The sequence below is a fragment of the Dinoroseobacter sp. S76 genome (assembly GCF_049801095.1).
Classification (GTDB): domain Bacteria; phylum Pseudomonadota; class Alphaproteobacteria; order Rhodobacterales; family Rhodobacteraceae; genus Dinoroseobacter.
In genome coordinates this window covers 804,386-824,715 of the sequence record NZ_JBNAGH010000001.1, presented here as the reverse complement: position 1 = coordinate 824,715, position 20,330 = coordinate 804,386, and the positions used below count along the sequence as shown (strand labels likewise).

Sequence of the window (20,330 nt, the reverse complement as noted above, 5' to 3'; positions counted from 1 at the left end):
TCATGCTGCATGGCAGAAAGTGACCCTACGTTCAGAGTGTTTTGTCTGAGCGGTTCGATTGCCTCCAGCCCTCTGACTGGACCTTTATTGCGCGACATGCAGGAAGCTTTAGGACCCCGGGGACGCCTATGTTCGACAGTGCTATCGTTACCCTTCCGAGTTTTCCTTCCGACAAGCGTCACTCGATCTCCGGGCTTTCGTCCGGGGCCTTTATGACGGTCCAACTGCATGTCGCGCATTCTTCTTCTTTCATCGGCGCGGGTGTGATTGCCGGCGGGCCTTACCGCGCTGCCGAGACGTTTGAGGCCGCGCCCCTGGCGCCAACCTCCTGCATTCTGAACTCGCTTTATGTGGCGATGACCCCGCTAACCGCCTCCACGGCGCCCAATCCCGTGAAACTGGCGGAGCTGGCGCGGGCGACGGCGAATATCGACGATCTCTCCAATCTGGCGGGGCAACGGCTCTATATATTCACCGGGTCCGAGGACAAGGTGGTCAACCAGTATGCTGTCCACGCGACGCGGGCCTTCTACGAAGAGCTCGGCGTGGACGCGGATGCGATCCAGTTTGTGGACGATGTGCCCGCGGGGCATTCGATCATCACCATGAACCCCGAAGACTCCCTCCTTGCCGCGAACCAGCCTCCCTATATCAACAGGGGTCCGTTCGTGCAGTCGCACCAGATCCTCGACCATCTCTATCCCGGCGCGAATCCTCCCGCGCCGTCGTGTCTGGGCGACCTTATTCGCTTCGATCAGTCGGAGTTTTTCGAGATCGGCGCGCCGCGCGCCTCGATGTCCGAGTTCGGCTATGCCTATATCCCGTCGCGCGTCGCGGCCGGGGAGGCGCAGGCCATCGGCGTGCATGTGGTGCTCCATGGCTGCAAGCAGGGCTATGCCTATATTGATTTCGTCAACGGGATCGAGGACAGCCAGAACCAGCCGCCCTATGGCGACCGCTATGTGCGGACCACCGGCTACATGGAATGGGCCGAGGCGAACGATCTGATCCTGCTCTTCCCCCAGGCCGAGGGCGGGGACAGCAATGACGTCCAGAACCCGGAAGGATGCTGGGACTGGTGGGGCTATAGCGCGGCTGACCCCTATGCTCCGGACTATTATTCCCGCGACGCGCTGCAGATCCGCGCGATCCACACCATGCTGGCCCGGTTGGGCGGCGTCTGAGAGGTTTCTCCATGGAAAGCGCCTTCGAGACCACGGCAAAGCTGCAAGCGAGCCTCGCGAGCCGCGCTCTGACCCAGACGCGGGATGCCGCGCAGCTGGCCGCGCAAAAGCCGAACGCGGATACTTTGGTCGAGAGCTGGGAGCTGGCCGAGGCGACCTACAAGCGGATGAACGCCTTGCAGCAATCCTGGATCCAGGATTGGAGCAATTGGATGTCCTATGCCCAGTCGCTCGAGGGGGCCAATACCATGCCGAAATACGTCGAGCGCACCGGCAATATCTTTCTCCAGGCCCAGGCGCAGATGGTGTCCCAGGCTAATGAATTCAGTGAGCTTCTGGACAATGTGGGCGTCAGCTACGCCTATTGGATCAGCGGTAAGCTGAACGACCCCCGCTAAACCCAGCCGCGCAGAGTCCACCGGACGGCGCTTGCGACTATAGTCGCAAGGCGTGCCTTACCCGTTGAAAAGACACATGCAAAACACGCGTTTCTCATCCGGAACGTGTATCGCGCCGTGGATTTTACTGGCCGAGACTGCATTTTTGTGCATTTCTTCCCGTACAGGGGAAGGAGACGCCTAACGATGCCGGGTTTCTGGAGCATTCTCGCAGATGCTTTTGGTCTGATCTTTGCATGGGATCCGGACCTCTTGGAGATCATTGGCCTGTCGTTGCGTGTCACCCTCACCGCCGTCGCTCTCTCTTGTCTGATCGGTTTGCCGCTGGGTGCGGCTGCCGGCGCGTTTCGGTTTCCTGGGCGAACGGTTCTGGTGGTCCTGCTGAACGCGGCGATGGGCATGCCCCCTGTGGTGGTGGGGCTGCTGGTATATCTGATGCTGTCGGCGGCAGGACCACTGGGGACCCTGGGTCTGCTCTATACGCCCACAGCGATGATCATCGCGCAGACCCTGCTGGTGACGCCGATCATTGCCGCATTGACGCGGCAGGTGGTGGCGGATCTGAACCTGGAATATGCCGAGCAATTCGCGTCGCTGCAGGTCGGGCCCCTGGACCGGATCGCGGCCTATCTCTGGGATGCGCGCTATGCGCTGCTGACCGTGGCTCTGGCCGGGTTTGGCCGGGCCGTGGCCGAGGTTGGCGCGGTGATGATCGTCGGGGGCAATATCGACCATGCAACGCGGGTGATGACCACGTCGATCGCGCTCGAGACGTCCAAGGGCAATCTGGAACTGGCGCTGGCCCTCGGGGTGATCCTGCTGACGCTTGCGGTGATCGTGAATGCGCTGGTGATGTCCGTGCGCGCCTCTGCGGTGAGGGCGGCCTATGCGTGATCTCTCCCCCGATCTTCCGCTGGTCGCGGATGCCACACGCCCGCTGGGCCCGGCCCAGCTCGCGGTGCAGGATATCTCGCTGACCCTGCGGGGAACGCGTCTGCTCGACACCCTGTCTCTGGCGATCCAGCCCGGGCGGAAGACGGTCATTCTCGGAGCCAATGGGGCGGGCAAGAGCCTGCTCCTGCGGGTGCTCCATGGGTTGATCACCCCCGATAGCGGCGCGGTGAGCTGGGAAGGCGGCCCGCTTGATGCAACTGCACGCGCCGCCCAGGCCATGGTGCTGCAGCGTCCCGTCCTCTTGCGGCGCTCCGTGCTCGGCAATCTGCGCTTTGCACTTTCCGTGCGCGGTGTGCGCGGCAAGGCCCGCGTCGCGCGGGAGGCCGAGGCGCTGGCGCGCGCCGGTCTCAGCGATCTGGCCCACCGGCCCGCGCGGGTCCTGTCAGGCGGCGAGCAGCAGCGTCTGGCCGTGGCGCGCGCGCTCTCCACGCAGCCGCGCATGCTCTTGCTGGATGAACCGACGGCCAGCCTTGATCCGGCCGCGACCCGCCATATCGAGACCCTCGTCACCGAAGCCCACAAGGCGGGCGTGTCGGTGGTGATGGTCACCCATGATCGCGGACAGGCCCAGCGTCTGGCCGATGATGTCGTCTTTTTGCACAAGGGCCGCGTGGCCGAGACCGGGCGCGCCGCGCAGGTCCTGCATGCGCCGCGCAGCCCCGAAGTGGCCGCCTGGCTCGATGGGCGGCTGATAGATTAGATCCCCGGGCGTTCTTGTCTGTACCCCGATCCGAGGAGGGAAATGTGTCCATAACATCTCGTCTAGCCGCTCTGGCGCTCGCCGCCGGACTGTCTTCTTTCGCCCTGCAGGGAGCCGCGACCGAGGATCGGTTCATTCTGGTCCAGTCCACGACCTCGACCCAGAATTCCGGCCTGTTCGACCATCTCCTGCCGATCTACGAGGCGCAAAGTGGCATCGATGTGCGCGTGGTGGCCGTGGGGACAGGGCAGGCCTTGCGCAATGCGGCCAACGGGGATGGCGATGTCCTCTTTGTCCACGCCAAGGAGGCGGAACTCGCCTTCGTGGCGGAGGGCTACGGCGTCTCACGGGCGGATGTGATGTATAATGACTTCGTCATTGTCGGGCCCGAAGCGGACCCGGCGGGCGTGGCCGGCGAGACGGATGTGACCGCCGCCCTGCGCCAGATCGCCGAGGCGGAGGCGCCGTTTCTCAGCCGCGGGGATGACAGCGGGACCAACAAGGCCGAGCTGCGGCTCTGGGAGGCGACGGGGATCGACGCCAAATCCGTTTCTGGCGGTTGGTATCGCGAAACCGGATCGGGCATGGGCGCGACCCTGAACACGGGGATCGGCATGGGCGGTTATGTGATGACCGACCGCGCCACCTGGATCGCCTTTGGCAACAAGGCGGGGCACCGTATTCTGGTCGAAGGGGACGAGCGGCTCTTCAACCAATACGGCATCATCCTCGTGAACCCGGAGGTGCATCCCCGGGTCAAGGCCGAGCTGGGGCAGGGCTTTGTCGACTGGATCCTCTCGGAGGAGGGGCAGGCCGCGATTGCCGCTTTCCAGGTGGACGGGCAGCAGCTGTTTTTCCCCAATGCCGGGGGCTGAAGCGGCTTAGGGCCCGTTCCAGAGCACTTCGCCCATGGTCGAGATGTCGTAACCCCCAAGGCTGCTGGCCTTCTGCGCGATCTCCGCTCTGTGGGCGAGTTGCATCAGGCTCTGCACCGGCGGCGTGAAATAGGCGCGCCGGTGGATCAGCAAATCGAACGGCTCCATCAGGATCGGCAGGAAGCCGAGATTGAACTGTCGCGCCATGGCGGCGATGCCGAGGGCCGCGTCTGCCGCGCCGGAGGCCACCGCGATGGCCGCGTCAGATTCCGTGCGCGCGACCCCGTCAGCCGGGGCCAGCGCGTCGGTTGACAGGCCTTCAGCACCCAGAAGCTGGTCCAGAAGGGCGGCCGCACCTGCCCCCGATTGCCGCCGGACCACGCGCAGGCCCGCGAGATCGTTGAGGCTTTTGACCTTGTCCGCAAGCCCGGGGGGCAGGATCAGACCGCGCTCCCGCAGGGCCCAGCGGATCAGCACGCAATCCCGCAGGCCGAGGCTGGCCACCGCGCTCCGGTTCCAACGCCCGTCACCCTCGGGAATATGCAATCCGGTCAGCGCCGCCTTGCCCGCTGCAAAGCAGGCCAGACCATCCGCGCTGCCGTTTTGCAGGACAGCGAGCCCGCCATCGGATTCGCCGACGGCCCAGGCCAGCAGCGGATCATGGGAGCCGGTGAGCACATCGGGCACCTGCGCGGGTGCGACCTCGCCCGAGCCATCGATCCAGGCCATGATCTCGTCGCGGGGAAAGAGCAGCTTGCCGGTGATCCGCCGGTGCGGGATCTCATCGGCGCCTGCCAGGTCATAGACCTTGCGTTCCCGCACACGCAGCAGATCCGCGACCTCCTTCGTGGTCAGGTAGAGCGGGGCATCGCTGGGGGCAGTGTCGTTGGGCATGGGGTCCTGTCCGGCCGTCGCCGCAACGATGGCGGCAAAATGCGGGCGCTGCAAGACGTGTGGGGCTCAGCCCGTCAGGTTGCGCGCCACGGCACGGGCGATCACGCGCTCCTCATCGGTGGGAATGACCAGAACCGGCACCGGGCCCGCGCTGATCCGGCCGGCGTCGCGGGAATTGGCCTCGGCATCGAGCGTGAGGCCGAGATAGCCCATGCCGTCGACCACCCGGGCGCGGATCTCGGCGGCGTGTTCGCCAATGCCGCCGCAGAAGACGAGCCCATCGAGCCCGCCCAGCACCGCCGACATCGCGCCCAGCTCGCGGCGGATCCGGAAGACGTAGTAGTCGATCGCCTCGGCGGCCTCAGGCGCGTCGCTGGCCAGCAGGGTGCGCATGTCATGGCTGATCCCCGAGAGGCCTTTGAGCCCGCTCTCCTTGTAGAGGAGCGCGGTGATCTCCGCCGGGCTGAGACCCTGGTCGAGCATATAGAGCAGCACGCCCGGATCGAGCTGCCCGCAGCGCGTGCCCATGGGCAACCCGTCCAGCGCCGAGAAGCCCATGCTCGACCCCACGCTTTGCCCATCCCGGATCGCGCACATGGAGGCGCCATTGCCAAGATGGGCGATGACGATCCGCCCGGCTGCCAGGTCGGGTTCTGTTTCCCGCAGATGGCCCGTGACGAAATCGTAAGACAGGCCATGGAACCCGTAGCGCCGCACGCCCTCGGCGTAAAACCGGCGGGGCAGGGCGAAGGTGTCGTTCACCCATGGATGCCCCTTGTGGAATGCCGTGTCGAAGCAGCCGATCTGGATGGCCGAGGGAAAGGCCGCCTGCGCGGCGGTGACCATGGCGAGGTTGTGCGGCTGGTGCAGAGGGGCAAGCGGGATGAACGCGCGGAGCTGCTCCAGCACCTCGGGGGTCAGGGCCACGGGCGCGCCAAAGGCCGGGCCGCCATGGACGATGCGATGGCCGATCCCGGCAACCTCCCGCCCGGCCAGAACCGGAGCGAGCGCGGCGAGGATCGCGCTCATGGCACCGGCATTGTCCGTGGGGCCCAGAGGCAAGGGCGCGCGGTCCTCTGGTTTCAGGATCAGCCGCGCCTCGGGACCGAGCCCGTCCACCAGCCCCTCGACCAGCAGGTCCGGCTCTGCCGTGACCTCATAGACCGAAAACTTGACCGAGGAACTGCCCGCATTCAGGGTCAGCAGCACGCTCATCCGGCGGCACCCACGGCCAGGGCGGCGATGGCGCAGGAGGCCAGCCGCGCCTGATCGCTGTCGGCGCGGCTCGTCAGGATCACCGGGCATTGGGCGCCCATCACGATCCCGCCCGCATCCGCATGGGCGAGGAAGGTCAGCTCCTTGGCGAGCATATTCCCGGCCTCCAGGTTGGGGGCCACGAGGATATCCGCGCGCCCGGCCACCATCGAAGTGATGCCCTTGGTGCGCGCAGCCGCCAGATCCACGGCGTTGTCCATGGCCAGCGGGCCATCCACCAACCCGCCGGTGATCTGCCCGCGTTCGGCCATCTTGGACAGGATCGCCGCATCAAGGGTCGACGGGATTGCCGGGTTCACGGTCTCGACCGCCGAGAGGATCCCGACCTTGGGCGTGTCGATCCCGATCGCATTGGCCAAATCGATGGCGTTCTGGATGATATCTGCCTTGGTCTTGAGATCCGGCGCGATGTTGATGGCCGCATCGGTGATCATGATCGGATGGTCCAGCCCGGGCACATCCATGACGAAGACATGGCTGAGCCGCCGCGTCCCGCGCAGCCCCCCGTCCTTCTTGAGGATCGCACTCAGGAGCACATCCGTGTGCAGATGGCCTTTCATGAGCGCCTTTGCCCGCCCCTCATGAACCAGTTGCACGGCGCGCTTGGCGGCGGCCTTATGCTGGGGCTCGGCGATGATCTCGTAGGGGGACAGGTCAATGCCCCGCGCTTCGGCGGCGGCGGCGATTTTTTCCGGATCCCCAACGAGGAGCGGCGTGATCAAGGTGTGCTCGGCCCCGAGGATCGCACCGGCCAGCGCGTCAGGCTCCTCCGGGGCGACGACAGCGGTGGTAAAGGGTGGCAGAGGGGCGGCCCGGGCAATCATTTCGTCGAAATGCACATGGCGCTGCACGACGAGGCCCGGGACCTGATCGCGGTCGAGGCTGACAAGGACCTCGGGGGCATAGACCTCAGCCTCGCCCTCGACGAGGAGCCGCCCATCCTCTGTCTCCACCCATGTGTCGAGGCGCACCACCCGGTCGGCAAACTTCTCGCGGACCCGGACCTTGGCGACCAGCGTCTCGCCTGCCATGGCCTGCCCGACAAATGTCAGGCTCTGGGACCGGTAGCGCGTGCCCGGCCCGGGCAGCTGGTTCCCAAGCACCGAAGAGATCAGCGAGGCGACCCACATGGAGGGCGCGACCGCCTCTGGGCGGCCATCCCCGTCGCCATCCTGATCGGGGACGTTCAACGGATTGAAATTGCCCGAGGTATTGGCAAAGACGATCAGGTCCTCTTCCCGACAAAGGCGCGTCGCCTGCGCCTCGGCTCCGATCTGCAGATCGTCATAGATGCTCGTCATTCTCCGGTCTCCGGTGCCTGTTTGCCTGCGCTCTCTCCGGTGTAACGGTGCGCGGGGCACAGGGGAAATTCCCCATCGCCGCATCTGGCCCCCGCCCGGATCTGCCCGGGTTTTGACAGGGTTTTGTGGCGGTCCTGTTAAGGGCTGATCGATCCTGGGTTCCGGAGCGGTAATTTGGGCATCCGAGCGTCAGTTCGCAAGTTTTCTCCCGATTGGCGCGGAATGGGATACAGTCGAAGGAGTTTATCCAAAGACCGCTTTCTTCACGCGTTTTGACTCCAAAGGGGGGCACCTTTCATGACCATCACACGACATGCGGCAATCCTGAGCGTTTTGGCTCTGGGCAGCGCGAGCCCGGCTCAGGCGCTCGATGCCGAGGCCTGCACCGGGGCGGGCTGGCTAGAGAAATCCGATGCGGCTTTTGCTGCCGACTGCGCCAGTTTCGCCTTTGAGGGCGATCTGGCCGATCGCCAATTGCTGGCCTGGATGATCTTTGCCCGGGTCAATCAGCTGATCGCGGATCCCGGGCGGGGCATGTCGGACACTGGGCAGGTGCCGCTCTGGATGGCCTGGCCCACGGATCCCGATACGTTTGCGACGGCGGTGCCTTTCGAGTTCTCCAACACGGCGCGGAGCACCATGAAACCCTCCGCCGAGAAGAAGGACCTGAAGGCCGGGCGCGTGGCCACGGCGGATCCGGATGGGGCGAATGAGGAGGTCAACCGCAACCAGATCAGCTATGACTATCTGGTCGAGAATGACCTGACCACGAAGCGCGGCATCGCGGCGTTCTTCACCAAAAACGACTATGTGGACATGCCCGTGGGCGCCATCGAGCTCAAAGCATCCTGGCTTCAGGTGACCGAGGGCAGCCCGGCGCCGGAGGGCGCGCTGACCTTTCCGTTCGAGGGCGGCGAGTACTGGTGGCGGGGCCTGCACCTGATGGTGAAGATGCAGTCCCTGCCGGATCCGGGGGCGATGTTCTATGACGAGGCCCCCAGCTGGTTCTGGAGCACGATCGAATTCAACGACAATCCCGGCATTGCCCATGTGCGCGACAGCTTCATCACCCAGCGCGCGCCGTTGCCTGCCGATGAGATCGCGCGTCTGCTGGAGACGGCGGGGCTCTCCGGCTTCGGGTTCGAGAATTACGCGCCGAACGGGACGCAGATCCGCTTCACCCAGGATGGGGCGGGCACGGTGCCGGTGATCCTCGGCCATACGGATATGGAGGATTTCGCGGGCAGTCCCAATACCGCCCAGCCCGCCTATTGGACCCGGTTCAATGCGAGCTGCCATGCCTGTCACGCGACCGCGTCCTACAATCCGGAGACGGGCGCGTTCTTCCCCTTCTCGGTGCCCGCGGGCGCGCTGCATCCGGGCTACAACATGACCGACGACAATGGGACGGTTCAGTATCTCGGGCAAGGCTACAAGCCGCTCGATTTCATGTGGCCGCTGGCCTTCCAGACCCAGTAACCCCTCCATAAAGCGCATAAAAAAGGCGCACGGTCCTCCAACACGCGCGCCAGGCCCCGGAGGCCCGGGGGCGCACCGAGGCCCTGCAGCTCAGTGCGAAATCATCCAGGGGCGCTTGGTTGGAAAGGACTTTGCGCCATTGCTGTGGTGAAGGGTCTTTGACGGCATCTTCGAGGATCCGCCCCCGCAGCAGCCGCAATTCGGCCCGTGGTTCTTGGACCGCTTCGGGCTGTCGGCGCTGCGTTCGTTCGTGGCATGGGCCGTGCGGCTCGCATTGCTCATCATCGCCAGACGCGGAACGTTGAGCATGACCCGCGGGCTCTCGGCCTCGCAGGAGGGGCAGTCGCAGGGCTCTTTGTAATTGGCGATGGAGTTCAGGGCGGTGAAGGGGCCGCACTCTTCGCAGAGGTAATCATAAACGGGCATCGGGGTCTCCGGGCGCGGTATAAAAATGGGAGGCCCGGGGGCCTCCCTCAGGTGAGGACTCAGAGATCGGGTGCGAGCGGAATGTCCACCGAGCCGTCCAGATACTTGGTCGGGCCGTTGGCATTCGGCATCATGTCCCATTCGAAGATGTCATTGGGCAGCCAGAGCGTGGCACAGGCGTTTGGAATATCCACCACGCCCGAGATATGCCCTTGCACAGGTGCTGTCCCGAGGATCGCGTAGGCCTGGGCGCCCGTATAACCGAACTTCTTGAGATACTCGATCGCGTTCAGGCAGGCCTGCCGATAGGCAACATGGACGTCGAGATAATGCTGCTCGCCCGCCTCATCCACGGAGATGCCTTCGAAGATCAGGTAATCGTCATAGACCGGCTTGATCGGGGAGGGTTTGAAGATCGGGTTCTTGATCCCGTATTTTTCGACGCCGCCCTTGATCAGCTCGACCTTGAGATGCAGCCAGCCTGCCATCTCGATCGCGCCGCAGAAGGTGATCTCGCCATCGCCCTGGCTGAAGTGGAGATCCCCCATGGAGAGGCCCGCGCCATCCACATAGACCGGGAAGTAGATCTTGCAGCCGCGGCTCAGGTCCTTGATGTCACAGTTCCCGCCATGCTCGCGGGGCGGGACGGTGCGGGCGGCCTCGGTCGCGGCCTGGTCACGCTCATCGCCCTTCATCGCGCCCATATGGGCACTCTGGGTGTTGGGCAGGGCCGCGAGGGGCGGAGTGCGCTCCGGGTCGGTGTTGAAGAGCTTGGTCTCGCGGCTGTTCCACATGTCCAGCATCTTGCGATCCGGCAGACAGCCGATCAGACCCGGATGGATGAGACCGGCATATTTCACGCCCGGCACGTGGCGAGACTTGGTGAACATGCCGTCGAAATCCCAGATCGATTTCTGAGCCTCGGGGAAATGCTCGGTCAGGAAGCCGCCGCCATTCTGCTTGGAAAAGAAGCCGTTAAAGCCCCAGAGCATCTCTTCCTTGGCGCCGATATCGAGAATGTCGACCACCAGAAGATCGCCCGGCTCGGCCCCTTTGACCCCGATGGGACCCGACAGGTAGTGCACCTGTTCCAGCTCCACGTCGCGCACGTCAGAGGCGTCGTCGTCATTCTTGATCTGTCCGCCGGTCCAGTCATAGGTCTCGATCTTGAAATCGTCCCCGGGCTCGACCCAGACATTGATCGGGATATCGGGATGCCAGCGATTGTGCACATTCTCATTGGTGTGCGGGCTCTCGCTGAGATCCACCGAAATCAGTGTGTCAGCCATGGTTTTGTCCTCTCCTTCTTGGTCAAACCGATAGGAATTTTGCGACGCGGTCCTCGTCGATCCCGTCTCGCGGGCTGTCATGGACGAAATTGCCGTTCTCGATGACGATCACCCGGTCGGCGACGTCGAGCGCAAAGCTCAGCACCTGCTCGGATACGATAATCGTCAGGCCCTTCTGATCGCGGATCTTGCGCAGGGTCCGGGCCATTTCGCGGATGATGGAGGGTTGGATCCCCTCGGTCGGCTCATCGAGCAGCAGCACCTTGGGATCACTTGCGAGCGCCCGGGCAATGGCCAGCTGCTGCTGCTGCCCGCCCGAGAGGTTGCCGCCCCGGCGGGATTTCATCTCCAGAAGCACCGGGAAGAGCTCATAGATATCCTCGGGCACGGTCTTGGAGCCCGTGGAGGTCAGGCCGGTCTCGATATTCTCGCGCACGGTCATGGCCGAGAAGATCATCCGGCCCTGGGGCACATAGGCGATGCCCGACGAGACCCGCTGGTGCGGTTTCATGCCCGAGATCGGGGTGTCGCCGATCCGCGCCTCCCCATCCTTTTCGGGCACAATCCCCATCAGGGTCTTCATCAGGGTGGTTTTGCCCATCCCGTTGCGGCCCATCACGGCCACGATCTCGGCGGGTTTCACATCAAGATTGAGACTGTGGAGGACTTCGGACTCGCCATAGGCCGCACAGAGGTTTTCAACGGACAGCATTGCGGTTCTCCTTCAGTGGCCGAGATAGACTTCGATGACTTTGGGATCGGCCTGCACCCGCTCCATGGAGCCCTCGGACAGGGTCTTGCCCTGGTGCAGCACGGTGACCCGGGTCGCGATATCCGCGACAAAGCCCATGTCATGCTCGATCACGATGACCGAGCGGTCCTTGATGATCTTGTTGAGCAGCTCGGCGGTCTTCTTACGTTCGGCCACCGACATGCCCGCCACGGGCTCGTCCAGCATCAACAGTTCCGGGTCCTGGATCAGCAGCATCCCGATTTCGAGCCATTGCTTCTGGCCATGGCTGAGGAAGGCGGCTTTCTCTTCGAGCTGATCGTCGAGGAAGATCGTCTCGGCGATCTCCTGGATGCGGGCCTGCACCTCCTTGTCGCGGCGAAAGAGCAAGGCGCCAAAGACCGAGTGCCCGCGCGGATAGCTGAGCTCGAGGTTCTCGAACACCGTGAGGTCTTCATAGACCGACGGGGTCTGGAACTTGCGCCCGACGCCCGCATGGACGATCTGGTCTTCGCGCTTTTCAAGCAGCTCAAGCCCCTTGAAGTTGACCGACCCGCTCGTGGCTTTGGTGCGCCCGCAGATCAGGTCGAGCACCGTGGTTTTGCCCGCCCCGTTGGGGCCGATGATCACGCGGCACTCGTTCGGCTCCACATAAAAGCTGAGATCGTCCACCGCCTTGAACCCGTCGAAGGAAACCGTGAGCCCTTCGACCGCGAGTACGAAATTGGGGTTATGTCCTTGCATGGCTGCCTCCTATTCCGCGGCTGTCTTGGTGACCGGCGCGACGTTGGTCGGCGCGGCAGGCGTGTTGGCAGGGCTTGGATCCGGGGGCGTCTTCTTGAAGAGGGCCGCGATGCGCGGGGCCACATGCTCGGAATAGACACCGGCCAGACCGTTCGGGAAGGCCATCACCACCGCGATGAAAAGACCGCCGAGACCGAGGAGCCAAAGCTCCGGGAAGCTCTCGGAGAGCGAGGTCTTGGCCCAGTTCACCAGGAGTGCGCCATAGACAGCACCGACGATCGACAGGCGACCGCCCACAGCGCAGAAAATGACCATCTCGATCGAGGGGACGATCCCTACGAGCGTCGGGGACATGAAGCCCACCTGCAGTGTGAACATCGCGCCGCCGATCCCGGCAAAGGCCGCGCCGAGGCAGAAGATGAAGATCTTGAAGCTGGCCACGTTGTAGCCGGAGAAGCGGACGCGATCTTCCTGGTCGCGCATGGCGATCAGAAGCCGGCCGAGCTTGGACTTGCGGACATATTGCGCGGCTGCGAGACACAGGAAGAGTAGAACGCCATTGACGTAGTAGAGCAGTTCCTTGGCCTCATCGGTGCGGATGTCCCAGCCATTCAGAGTGCGCAGATCGGTGATCCCGTTCACGCCACCGGTGAAGCCCTGCTGACCGATGATCAGGATCGTCAGGATCGCGGCAAAGGCCTGGGTGATGATGGCGAAGTAGACGCCCCCCACCCGCCGGGTGAACATGGCCACACCGATGATGAAGGCGAAGATCACCGGGACCGCGACGACGGCGAACAGGGCAAAGGCGAGGTTGTTGAAGGGTTCCCACCACCAGGGCAGGGCCGTCAGCTGGTTCCAGTCCATGAAGTCGGGAATGCCCGGAGTGGACTGGATGGCGGTGTTCTCGGGCGTCGAAGCCTCGAGCTTGAGGAACATCGCCATGCAGTAGCCGCCGAGGCCAAAGAACACGCCCTGGCCGAGGCTGAGGATCCCGCCCGCGCCCCAGCAGAGCACGAGCCCCACCGCAACAAAGGCATATGTCAGGTACTTGCCAAAAAGGTTGAGGCGGAAGCTGTCCAGGGCGAGCGGGAGGAGGATGAAGATCACCGCGGCAAGCACAGCAAAGGCGATCAGATCCTGGCGGGAGAAGATACGGTTGGAGGAAACCTGCATCGGGTCGAGCTCCTTACTTGCGCAGTTTCAGGGAGAAGAGGCCTTGCGGACGCACCATCAGGATGCCGACCACCACCAGCAGGGTGAGGACCTTGGCCATGGATCCGGAGAGGAAGAACTCCATGATCGACTGGGCCTGGCTGATCGAGAAGGCGCTGGCGATGGTGCCGAGCAGGCTGCCTGCGCCGCCGAAGACCACCACGAGGAAGGTGTCGACGATATAGAGCTGCCCCGCCGTTGGCCCGGTGGAGCCGATCATCGTAAAGGCCGAGCCCGCCACACCGGCTACGCCGCAGCCGATCCCGAAGGTCAGCCGGTCGGTCCAGGCGGTGTTGATGCCCGTGGCATCGGCCATCACGCGGTTCTGGTTGATCGCGCGCACCTGCAGGCCCCAGGACGAGCGGAACATCATGACATAGACGGCAATCGAGATGCAGGTCGCGAGCACCATCACGAAAATCCCGTTGATCGGCACCTCCACGAGGTCGGTCAGGGGCAGGGAGCCCATCATCCAGTCGGGAATTGTCACGCCCACCTCGCGCGCGCCAAAGACGCTGCGATAGATCTGCTGCAGGATGAGGCTCAGACCCCAGGTCGCCAGAAGCGTGTCCAAGGGGCGTTTATAGAGATGTCGTATGAGCCCCCATTCCACGATCAGGCCCAGGGCGCCTGAGGCAAGGAAGGCGAGGATCATCGCGACGAAGAAGTAGATGCTGAAGAGATCCGGCAGGTAGGTCGCGAAGACATTCGAAGTCAGATAGGTGACGTAAGCCCCGAGGATCATGAACTCGCCATGGGCCATGTTGATCACGCCCATCTGGCCAAAGATGATCGCAAGCCCCAGGGCCATCAGGACAAAGACGGAAAACAGGATGAGACCGGCGAAACCCTGCATCGCGAAAATCGCGCCGAGCTCACCCATCGAATAGTCGGAAAACATCGCAAACCTCTGGGGGGATTAGGAAAACGCCGGGGGAGGAGTGGGGGAGGGCGCGCCTGGCACCGCGCCCTCCCTCGGTCGCAGCTTACTGGTAGCCTTCGGGAAACGGATCCGGCTCGACCAGGTCTGCTGTCTCGAACACGACGTCGTACTGACCGTCCGCCTTGGCACGGCCCACCCGCGTCTTGGACCAGAGGTGGTGGTTCTCATGGACCTTGACGTAGCCCTCGGGGGCTGTGGTGAGCTCGATGCCCGGGCTCGCTTCGCGGACCTTGTCCACATCGAACGAACCGGCTTTTTCGACAGCGGCTTTCCAGAGCCACGGTCCGAGATAGGCGGCCTGGGTCACGTCGCCGATCACCATGTCCTCGCCCCACATCTCTTTGAAGGCACGGACGAAATCGAGGTTGTTCTCGTTTTCCAGGCTCTGGAAGTACTTCATGCAGGCATAGGTGCCTTCGATGTTCTCACCGCCGATGCCGCGGATCTCGTCCTCGGTCACGGAGATGGTCAGCACAAGCGGGCTCTCGCCAGCCGGGTCGATGCCTGCGGCCTTGAGCTGCTTGTAGAAGGCCACGTTCGAGCCACCCACAACGATCGCATAGATCACGTCCGGCTTGCGCAGGCGGATCTTGTTGATGACCGAGTTGAACTGGGTATGGCCGAGCGGATAATACTCTTCGCCCACGACCTTGGAGCCTTCGAGGAAGTTCTCGATATGCTTCCGCGCAATCTTGTTCGAGGTGCGTGGCCAGATGTAGTCGGAGCCCAGCAGGTAGAAGGTCTTGGCGCCCTTGGTCTCGGAGACCCAGTCGAGGCCCGCGATGATCTGTTGGGTCGCTTCCTGACCGGTATAGATGACGTTCGGCGACTGCTCGAGGCCTTCATAGAAGGTCGGGTAGTAGAGGAACCCGTTATGCTGCTCGAAGACCGGTAGAACGGCCTTGCGGCTGGCAGAGGTCCAGCAGCCCATGACCGAGGCGACCTTGTCGTTGACCAGCAGTTTGCGGGCCTTTTCCGCAAAGGTCGGCCAGTCGGAGGCGCCGTCTTCCTGAATGTACTCGATCTTGCGGCCGAGAATGCCGCCCTGTGCGTTGATCTGCTCGATCGCGAGCTTCTCGGCCTGCACGGAGCCGGTCTCGGAGATCGCCATGGTGCCCGTGACGGAGTGCAGGATGCCGATGGTGACCGTGTCGTCGGTCACGGCCAGCCCTGTGGTGTTCACCTCGGCGGTCGGGTAATCCGCCGCGCGCAGGTCCTTGGGCAGAAACAGCGAGGCCGCCAGCGCCGTGCCGCCGGCCATGACAGCGCGTCGGCTGGGTCCGGCCATGGATTTGGGTGTTTTGCGATCAGTCATAACAGCTCCTTGTGGGGATAGAGTGACGTGTCGGGCAGCGGGTCTGCCGTCTGCGTTAACTTTTTCCCGAAGAGCGTCGGAAACCTTATACGTCGAATGACGTATGCAGGTGCGCGTTCCTCCCCTGTAAGGTCGTTAACGGAACTAAGAGGACACAGGGGGCGGAGGGACGCGCTTAGCCGCAGCTAAGCCGCGACCGCCCTTGTGTATGTTAAGGCGATCGATCCCCGGGGGCCTCATGGCAACGCTCTATCGTGCAACTCAGGAAAAGCGGCGCTATAACCGCTGGGTTGCCAATGAAACGATGGAAGATTTCGCCCTGCGCTTCACTGCGCGGCGCGCCCGGCGTTGGTCTTATGCCCGCGTCGCGAACACGGCGATTGGGTCGATTTCCTTCCTCGCGCTGGAGGCGATCGGCGGGGCGCTGACCCTGACATATGGCTTCGATATCGCGATTCTCGCGATCATGCTTGTGGGGGCGTTTCTCTTCCTGACGGCCTTCCCGATCAGCTATTACGCGGCACGCTACAGCGTGGATATCGACCTTCTGACCCGCGGGGCGGGCTTCGGCTATATCGGCTCGACCATCACTTCGCTGATCTATGCGACCTTCACCTTCATTTTCTTCGCGCTGGAGGCCGCGATCCTCGCGCTGGCGCTGGAATACTGTTTCGGCGTGCCCTTGGTGCTCGGCTATCTCATCAGCGCGTTTGTGGTCATCCCTTTGGTGATCAACGGGTTTTCCAAGATCTCCGCCTTTCAGGCCTGGACCCAGCCGCTCTGGGTTGTGCTGCATATCACGCCCTTCGTGATCCTCGCCTTTGTGGGCTACGACATTGAGGGCTGGTCGAGCTTTCAGGGCAACACGCCCGAGCCGGTGGACAATGCGGGCAAACTGATTCTGCTCGGCGCGGCCTCGGGCGTGATCTTTTCGCTGATCGCGCAGGTCGGCGAACAGGTGGACTACCTGCGCTTTCTGCCAGAGCCCGAGACCAAGGCCGACAAGCGCCGCTGGTGGGGCGCGCTGATCGTGGCGGGGCCGGGCTGGTCGGTGCTGGGCATGCTCAAGATGCTGGCGGGTTCCTACCTGATCACCCTGGCCATTGCCCATGGCGTGCCGGCGGAGGAGGCGACCGACCCCACGCGCATGTATGAGACCGTCTTCAACCAGACGATCAATTCGCCCATGGTCGTGCTCTTTCTGACCAGCGTCTTCGTGATCCTGAGCCAGCTGAAAATCAACGTGACCAATGCCTATGCGGGCTCCATCGCTTGGTCGAATTTCTTCTCGCGGCTCACCCATGCCCATCCGGGGCGGGTGGTCTGGCTCGTGTTCAACGTGGGCATCGCGGTGATGCTGATGGAGCTCGGCGTGTTCGGCGCGCTGGAAAAGACACTGGCGCTCTATTCCCATGTGGCGCTGGCCTGGATCGGGGCGCTGGTCGCGGATCTGGTGGTGAACAAGCCCCTCGGCTACAGCCCGCCGGGGATAGAGTTCCGCCGGGCGCATCTCTATGACATCAACCCGGTGGGCATTGGTGCCATGGCGACGGCCTGCGTGCTGTCGTTTCTGGCCTATGGCGGGCTCTTCGGGGATCTGGCGGAGGCGACGTCTTCCTTCATCGCGCTGGGCAGTTCCTTCGTGCTTGCGCCGGTGATCGCGGCGGCGACCAAGGGCAAGTACTACATCGCACGCCCCACCCCGGAGGAGATCGCCTCCACCTGCATCATCTGCGAATACACCTTTGATCCCGAGGACATGACCCATTGCCCGTTCCATACCGGGCCGATCTGTTCGCTCTGCTGCACGCTGGACAGCAATTGTCGCGACGCCTGCAAGCCGCATGCGCGACTGGCGGATATGTCCAAGAGCATCGTGACAGAGGTGTTCCCCCGCCCCGTGGCGACGGTCCTGATGTCCCGAATGTTCCGGTTTGCCATGGTCACCTCCCTGCTTGGGGCGGCCTTTGGGGCGCTCCTTCTGCTGGTGCGAAGTTTCCAGAATGCCGAGAATTTCGATGCGGTGCTCTGGGTGATCTTCTCCATGGTGATGATCGCCATCGGCGTCGTGGTCTGGATGTATCTGCTGATCAGCGAGAGCCAGGATCAGGCCCGGGACGAGGCCGAGAAGCAGACCGAACGCCTGCTGTTCGAAGTGCGGGCCCATGAGCGGACGGATCTGGAGCTGCAACGTGCCAAGGAGAAGGCCGAGGCCGCGAACCTGGCCAAGACCCGCTACATGACCGGGCTCAGTCATGAGCTGCGCACGCCGCTCAACTCGATCTACGGCTTTGCGCAGATCCTCGAGAAGGATCCCGAGATCCCCGACCAGCGACGCAATTCGGTCAAGACGATCCGGCGCAGCAGCGAGCATCTCGCGGGGCTGATCGAGGGGCTGCTGGACATCTCGAAGATCGAGGCCGGGCGGCTCGAGATCAGCCGGGACCGCATCGCCTTTCCTTCCTTCCTGCGCCAAGTGAGCGCGATCTTCGAGGAAAGCGCGCGGGAAAAGGGCCTCAAATCCTCGCTCACCACCTCGGGCGCGCTGCCGGAATGGGTGAGTTTCGACGAAAAGCGCCTGCGTCAGATCATCATCAATCTGCTCTCGAACGCGATCCGCTACACCCAGAAAGGGGAGGTCGGGCTCCACATCATCTATCGCAACGAGGTTGTCGTGATCGAGGTGCGCGATACCGGGGTCGGCATCGCACCCGAGGACCTCAAGCGGATCTGGAATCCGTTCGAGCGGATCAACACCGTGCGCGAAACCGGCTCGGGGCTGGGCCTGACGATCACCAAGCTGCTGGTCGAAATCCTCGGAGGCGAGATCACCGTCGAAAGCACACCCGGGGTGGGCAGCGTGTTCCGCGTGCGCCTGATGCTGCCCAGCGTTGCGGTGGATGCCCATCAGGCCCCGGCGACCACGGGCTCGCCGTCGCGGACCCGGGCGGTGCGGGGCTTTGTCGGGCCGCGCAAGACGCTGATGGTTGTGGATGATGACCGCAATCACCTGCAGCTTGCCACGGCCTTCTTCGATCCGTTGGGCTTTGCGGTGGTGACCGCCGACAGCGCGGAGCAGGGGCTTGCGATGCTGGATGATATCTCGCCCGACCTCTTTGTGCTCGATATCGACTTGCCGGGGCAGGATGGCTGGACCCTGGCCGAAAAGCTCCGCTCGGGCGCATTCCGCGCCACGCCCATCGTGATGGTTTCGGGCCATGCCCGCGTGGGCAAGCCTGCCCCGCGCGAGGTTGCCCTCTGCGATGCCTTTGTCGCCAAGCCCTATAGCCTCGACGACCTTCTGGTGCGGATCGCCGAGCTGCTGCGGTTGGAGCTTGTGATGACTGAGACGACGGCGCCCACGGGCGTGGCGGTCTCTGAGCTTTCGGATGAGGACCGGCTCGCCCTGATCGAGCTGGCCCGGGACGGTATGGCGCGCGCCCTGACCGAACGCATCGCGGAGCTGGCCGAAAGCGGCAGCCTGCGCGGCTCGATGCTGGTGCGATTGAACAAGATGGCCGGACTTTATGACCTGCCGGGAATTGTTGATGTATTGAAGGACACGCGCGATGTTGCCAGCTGATCGGGATCGTCACGATATTGCACTTGTGGTGGATGACGATCCGGATTCCCTCGGCATGGTGGCCTCGGTGCTCGAAGAAAACGGGATCACCGTGATCGTCGCGCGCAGCGGGGCCACGGCCATCGATCTCGCGCGGCGGATCGAGCCGGATGTGGTGTTGATGGATGCGGTCATGCCCGAGATGGACGGGTTCGAGACCTGCCTGCGCATGAAGAGCGGGGCCGACCCGATCCCCGCACCCGTTGTGTTCATGACCGGCTTGACCGAGCCGGAGCATATCGTGCGCGGGCTCAATTCCGGCGGGGTCGATTATGTCACGAAACCGGTGGTGGTGGATGAGCTGCTGGCGCGGATCACCATCCATATGATCAACGCCAAGATGATCCAGAGCGCGCGCGAAGCCCTCGATACCACTGGCCGCACGGTGATCGCCGTCAACACCAGTGGCGAGCTGATCTGGAGCAGCCCCAAGGCCCAGGAAGAACTGGCGCGCGGCGGGATCACCTGCGCGCGGGAGCTCTTTTCCGGGCAGGCCTTTGGCCAGTGGCTCCGCACCTGCAGTTCGGCGCCGACCTCAAGCGCCACGCCCTACCGGGCGGGGGCGTGCGAGATCTCCTATCTTGGCTCCTCGCCGTCGCGCGAAATCCTTCTGCGGATCCGGGCGGCTGTGGACCTGGCCCCGGAAGAGCGTCTGGCCCAGGTGTTCCAGCTCACCCCGCGCGAGGCCGAGGTGCTCTATTGGCTCTCCATGGGCAAATCGAACCGCGACATCGCGCAGATCCTGTCTCTGAGCGCGCGCACCATCAACAAGCATCTCGAACAGGTGTTCCAGAAGATGGGTGTGGAGAATCGCACCTCTGCCGCGGTGCTCGCGGACCGGGTGCTCCATGGCGAGGCGCAACTGAGCGGGCCGGCTGTGACCAGCAAAACCGGGGCCTGAGCGCGCCAAATCGCCCCTTGGCGCGTGCTCGGCGCGACAGCCGTTGACACCGCGAGGGCGATGCGTATAAGCGCGCCATTCATTG

General features: G+C 63.7%; 18 protein-coding genes. 8 read left to right on the top strand and 10 right to left on the bottom strand.

The features are described from left to right. Positions 1-212 precede the first annotated feature (212 nt). From ACP153_RS04050 to ACP153_RS04030, 5 genes are all read left to right on the top strand, one after another. Positions 213-1,184 carry a hypothetical protein gene (locus tag ACP153_RS04050; RefSeq protein WP_424969682.1) on the top strand — a complete coding sequence of 324 codons (972 nt, stop codon included), beginning with the start codon at positions 213-215 and terminating at the stop codon, positions 1,182-1,184. Positions 1,185-1,195: 11 nt separating this feature from the next. Beyond that, positions 1,196-1,582 carry a hypothetical protein gene (locus tag ACP153_RS04045; protein WP_424969681.1) on the top strand — a complete coding sequence of 129 codons (387 nt, stop codon included), beginning with the start codon at positions 1,196-1,198 and terminating at the stop codon, positions 1,580-1,582. A 186-nt stretch (positions 1,583-1,768) separates the two neighbouring features. After that, the gene (locus ACP153_RS04040) at positions 1,769-2,476 is read left to right on the top strand and encodes an ABC transporter permease (protein WP_424969680.1); all 708 of its coding nucleotides are present in this window, start codon (positions 1,769-1,771) and stop codon (positions 2,474-2,476) included. Continuing rightward, positions 2,469-3,236: an ATP-binding cassette domain-containing protein gene (locus tag ACP153_RS04035; RefSeq protein WP_424969679.1), complete on the top strand. Its 768-nt coding sequence runs from the start codon at positions 2,469-2,471 to the stop codon at positions 3,234-3,236. The genes ACP153_RS04040 and ACP153_RS04035 overlap by 8 nt, the downstream gene beginning before the upstream one ends. Before the next feature lie 50 nt (positions 3,237-3,286). Then, on the top strand, positions 3,287-4,111 hold the full coding sequence (locus ACP153_RS04030) for a substrate-binding domain-containing protein (protein ID WP_424970007.1): 825 nt from the start codon (positions 3,287-3,289) through the stop codon (positions 4,109-4,111). A 6-nt stretch (positions 4,112-4,117) separates the two neighbouring features. Here ACP153_RS04030 and ACP153_RS04025 read toward each other — a convergent pair whose 3' ends face one another. The 3 genes from ACP153_RS04025 to ACP153_RS04015 all read right to left on the bottom strand — a co-directional run bounded on the left by ACP153_RS04025 (position 4,118) and on the right by ACP153_RS04015 (position 7,581). Continuing rightward, a complete protein-coding gene (locus ACP153_RS04025; RefSeq protein ID WP_424969678.1) occupies positions 4,118-5,005 on the bottom strand; it encodes a substrate-binding domain-containing protein in 888 nt (295 codons plus the stop codon). Positions 5,006-5,071: 66 nt separating this feature from the next. Then, complete coding sequence (locus tag ACP153_RS04020; protein WP_424969677.1) at positions 5,072-6,220, bottom strand: acetate/propionate family kinase; 1,149 nt, start codon at positions 6,218-6,220, stop codon at positions 5,072-5,074. Further along, the gene (locus ACP153_RS04015) at positions 6,217-7,581 is read right to left on the bottom strand and encodes a bifunctional enoyl-CoA hydratase/phosphate acetyltransferase (RefSeq protein ID WP_424969676.1); all 1,365 of its coding nucleotides are present in this window, start codon (positions 7,579-7,581) and stop codon (positions 6,217-6,219) included. Before ACP153_RS04015 ends, ACP153_RS04020 begins: the two co-directional genes overlap by 4 nt. 297 nt (positions 7,582-7,878) lie before the next feature. Here ACP153_RS04015 and ACP153_RS04010 point away from each other — a divergent pair, with 297 nt between their 5' ends. Continuing rightward, positions 7,879-9,060, top strand: coding sequence for a hypothetical protein (locus ACP153_RS04010; protein ID WP_424969675.1), 1,182 nt, complete (start codon positions 7,879-7,881; stop codon positions 9,058-9,060). Positions 9,061-9,150: 90 nt separating this feature from the next. On the opposite strand, the gene ACP153_RS04005 is transcribed toward ACP153_RS04010, so the two are convergent. From ACP153_RS04005 to urtA, 7 genes are all read right to left on the bottom strand, one after another. Next, positions 9,151-9,486, bottom strand: coding sequence for an FmdB family zinc ribbon protein (locus tag ACP153_RS04005; RefSeq protein ID WP_424969674.1), 336 nt, complete (start codon positions 9,484-9,486; stop codon positions 9,151-9,153). 59 nt (positions 9,487-9,545) lie between these two features. After that, complete coding sequence (gene fmdA / locus ACP153_RS04000) at positions 9,546-10,775, bottom strand: formamidase (RefSeq protein ID WP_424969673.1); 1,230 nt, start codon at positions 10,773-10,775, stop codon at positions 9,546-9,548. A gap of 22 nt (positions 10,776-10,797) precedes the next feature. Beyond that, positions 10,798-11,487 (bottom strand): urea ABC transporter ATP-binding subunit UrtE, encoded by a 690-nt coding sequence (urtE, locus tag ACP153_RS03995; protein ID WP_424969672.1) that lies wholly within the window; start codon positions 11,485-11,487, stop codon positions 10,798-10,800. A gap of 12 nt (positions 11,488-11,499) precedes the next feature. Further along, positions 11,500-12,249, bottom strand: coding sequence for an urea ABC transporter ATP-binding protein UrtD (urtD, locus tag ACP153_RS03990; RefSeq protein WP_424969671.1), 750 nt, complete (start codon positions 12,247-12,249; stop codon positions 11,500-11,502). A 9-nt stretch (positions 12,250-12,258) separates the two neighbouring features. Then, positions 12,259-13,425 carry an urea ABC transporter permease subunit UrtC gene (urtC, locus tag ACP153_RS03985; RefSeq protein WP_424969670.1) on the bottom strand — a complete coding sequence of 389 codons (1,167 nt, stop codon included), beginning with the start codon at positions 13,423-13,425 and terminating at the stop codon, positions 12,259-12,261. Between the two features lie 13 nt (positions 13,426-13,438). Continuing rightward, the gene (gene urtB / locus ACP153_RS03980; protein WP_424969669.1) at positions 13,439-14,365 is read right to left on the bottom strand and encodes an urea ABC transporter permease subunit UrtB; all 927 of its coding nucleotides are present in this window, start codon (positions 14,363-14,365) and stop codon (positions 13,439-13,441) included. Between the two features lie 85 nt (positions 14,366-14,450). Beyond that, positions 14,451-15,722, bottom strand: coding sequence for an urea ABC transporter substrate-binding protein (gene urtA, locus ACP153_RS03975; protein ID WP_424969668.1), 1,272 nt, complete (start codon positions 15,720-15,722; stop codon positions 14,451-14,453). A 238-nt stretch (positions 15,723-15,960) separates the two neighbouring features. Between urtA and ACP153_RS03970 the strand changes: the two genes are divergently transcribed. Continuing rightward, complete coding sequence (locus ACP153_RS03970) at positions 15,961-19,305, top strand: hybrid sensor histidine kinase/response regulator (RefSeq protein ID WP_424969667.1); 3,345 nt, start codon at positions 15,961-15,963, stop codon at positions 19,303-19,305. Next, the gene (locus ACP153_RS03965; RefSeq protein ID WP_424969666.1) at positions 19,292-20,245 is read left to right on the top strand and encodes a response regulator; all 954 of its coding nucleotides are present in this window, start codon (positions 19,292-19,294) and stop codon (positions 20,243-20,245) included. Before ACP153_RS03970 ends, ACP153_RS03965 begins: the two co-directional genes overlap by 14 nt. Positions 20,246-20,330: the final 85 nt, after the last annotated feature.

Excerpts from the sequence above, each read along its gene's own strand:
- ACP153_RS04050 (WP_424969682.1), top strand. The coding sequence starts at position 213 with ATGACGGTCCAACTGCATGTCGCGCATTCTTCTTCTTTCATCGGCGCG.
- ACP153_RS04045 (WP_424969681.1), top strand. The coding sequence starts at position 1,196 with ATGGAAAGCGCCTTCGAGACCACGGCAAAGCTGCAAGCGAGCCTCGCG.
- ACP153_RS04040 (WP_424969680.1), top strand. The coding sequence starts at position 1,769 with ATGCCGGGTTTCTGGAGCATTCTCGCAGATGCTTTTGGTCTGATCTTT.
- ACP153_RS04035 (WP_424969679.1), top strand. The coding sequence starts at position 2,469 with ATGCGTGATCTCTCCCCCGATCTTCCGCTGGTCGCGGATGCCACACGC.
- ACP153_RS04025 (WP_424969678.1), bottom strand. The coding sequence starts at position 5,005 with ATGCCCAACGACACTGCCCCCAGCGATGCCCCGCTCTACCTGACCACG.
- ACP153_RS04020 (WP_424969677.1), bottom strand. The coding sequence starts at position 6,220 with ATGAGCGTGCTGCTGACCCTGAATGCGGGCAGTTCCTCGGTCAAGTTT.
- ACP153_RS04015 (WP_424969676.1), bottom strand. The coding sequence starts at position 7,581 with ATGACGAGCATCTATGACGATCTGCAGATCGGAGCCGAGGCGCAGGCG.
- ACP153_RS04010 (WP_424969675.1), top strand. The coding sequence starts at position 7,879 with ATGACCATCACACGACATGCGGCAATCCTGAGCGTTTTGGCTCTGGGC.
- ACP153_RS04005 (WP_424969674.1), bottom strand. The coding sequence starts at position 9,486 with ATGCCCGTTTATGATTACCTCTGCGAAGAGTGCGGCCCCTTCACCGCC.
- fmdA (WP_424969673.1), bottom strand. The coding sequence starts at position 10,775 with ATGGCTGACACACTGATTTCGGTGGATCTCAGCGAGAGCCCGCACACC.
- urtE (WP_424969672.1), bottom strand. The coding sequence starts at position 11,487 with ATGCTGTCCGTTGAAAACCTCTGTGCGGCCTATGGCGAGTCCGAAGTC.
- urtD (WP_424969671.1), bottom strand. The coding sequence starts at position 12,249 with ATGCAAGGACATAACCCCAATTTCGTACTCGCGGTCGAAGGGCTCACG.
- urtC (WP_424969670.1), bottom strand. The coding sequence starts at position 13,425 with ATGCAGGTTTCCTCCAACCGTATCTTCTCCCGCCAGGATCTGATCGCC.
- urtB (WP_424969669.1), bottom strand. The coding sequence starts at position 14,365 with ATGTTTTCCGACTATTCGATGGGTGAGCTCGGCGCGATTTTCGCGATG.
- urtA (WP_424969668.1), bottom strand. The coding sequence starts at position 15,722 with ATGACTGATCGCAAAACACCCAAATCCATGGCCGGACCCAGCCGACGC.
- ACP153_RS03970 (WP_424969667.1), top strand. The coding sequence starts at position 15,961 with ATGGCAACGCTCTATCGTGCAACTCAGGAAAAGCGGCGCTATAACCGC.
- ACP153_RS03965 (WP_424969666.1), top strand. The coding sequence starts at position 19,292 with ATGTTGCCAGCTGATCGGGATCGTCACGATATTGCACTTGTGGTGGAT.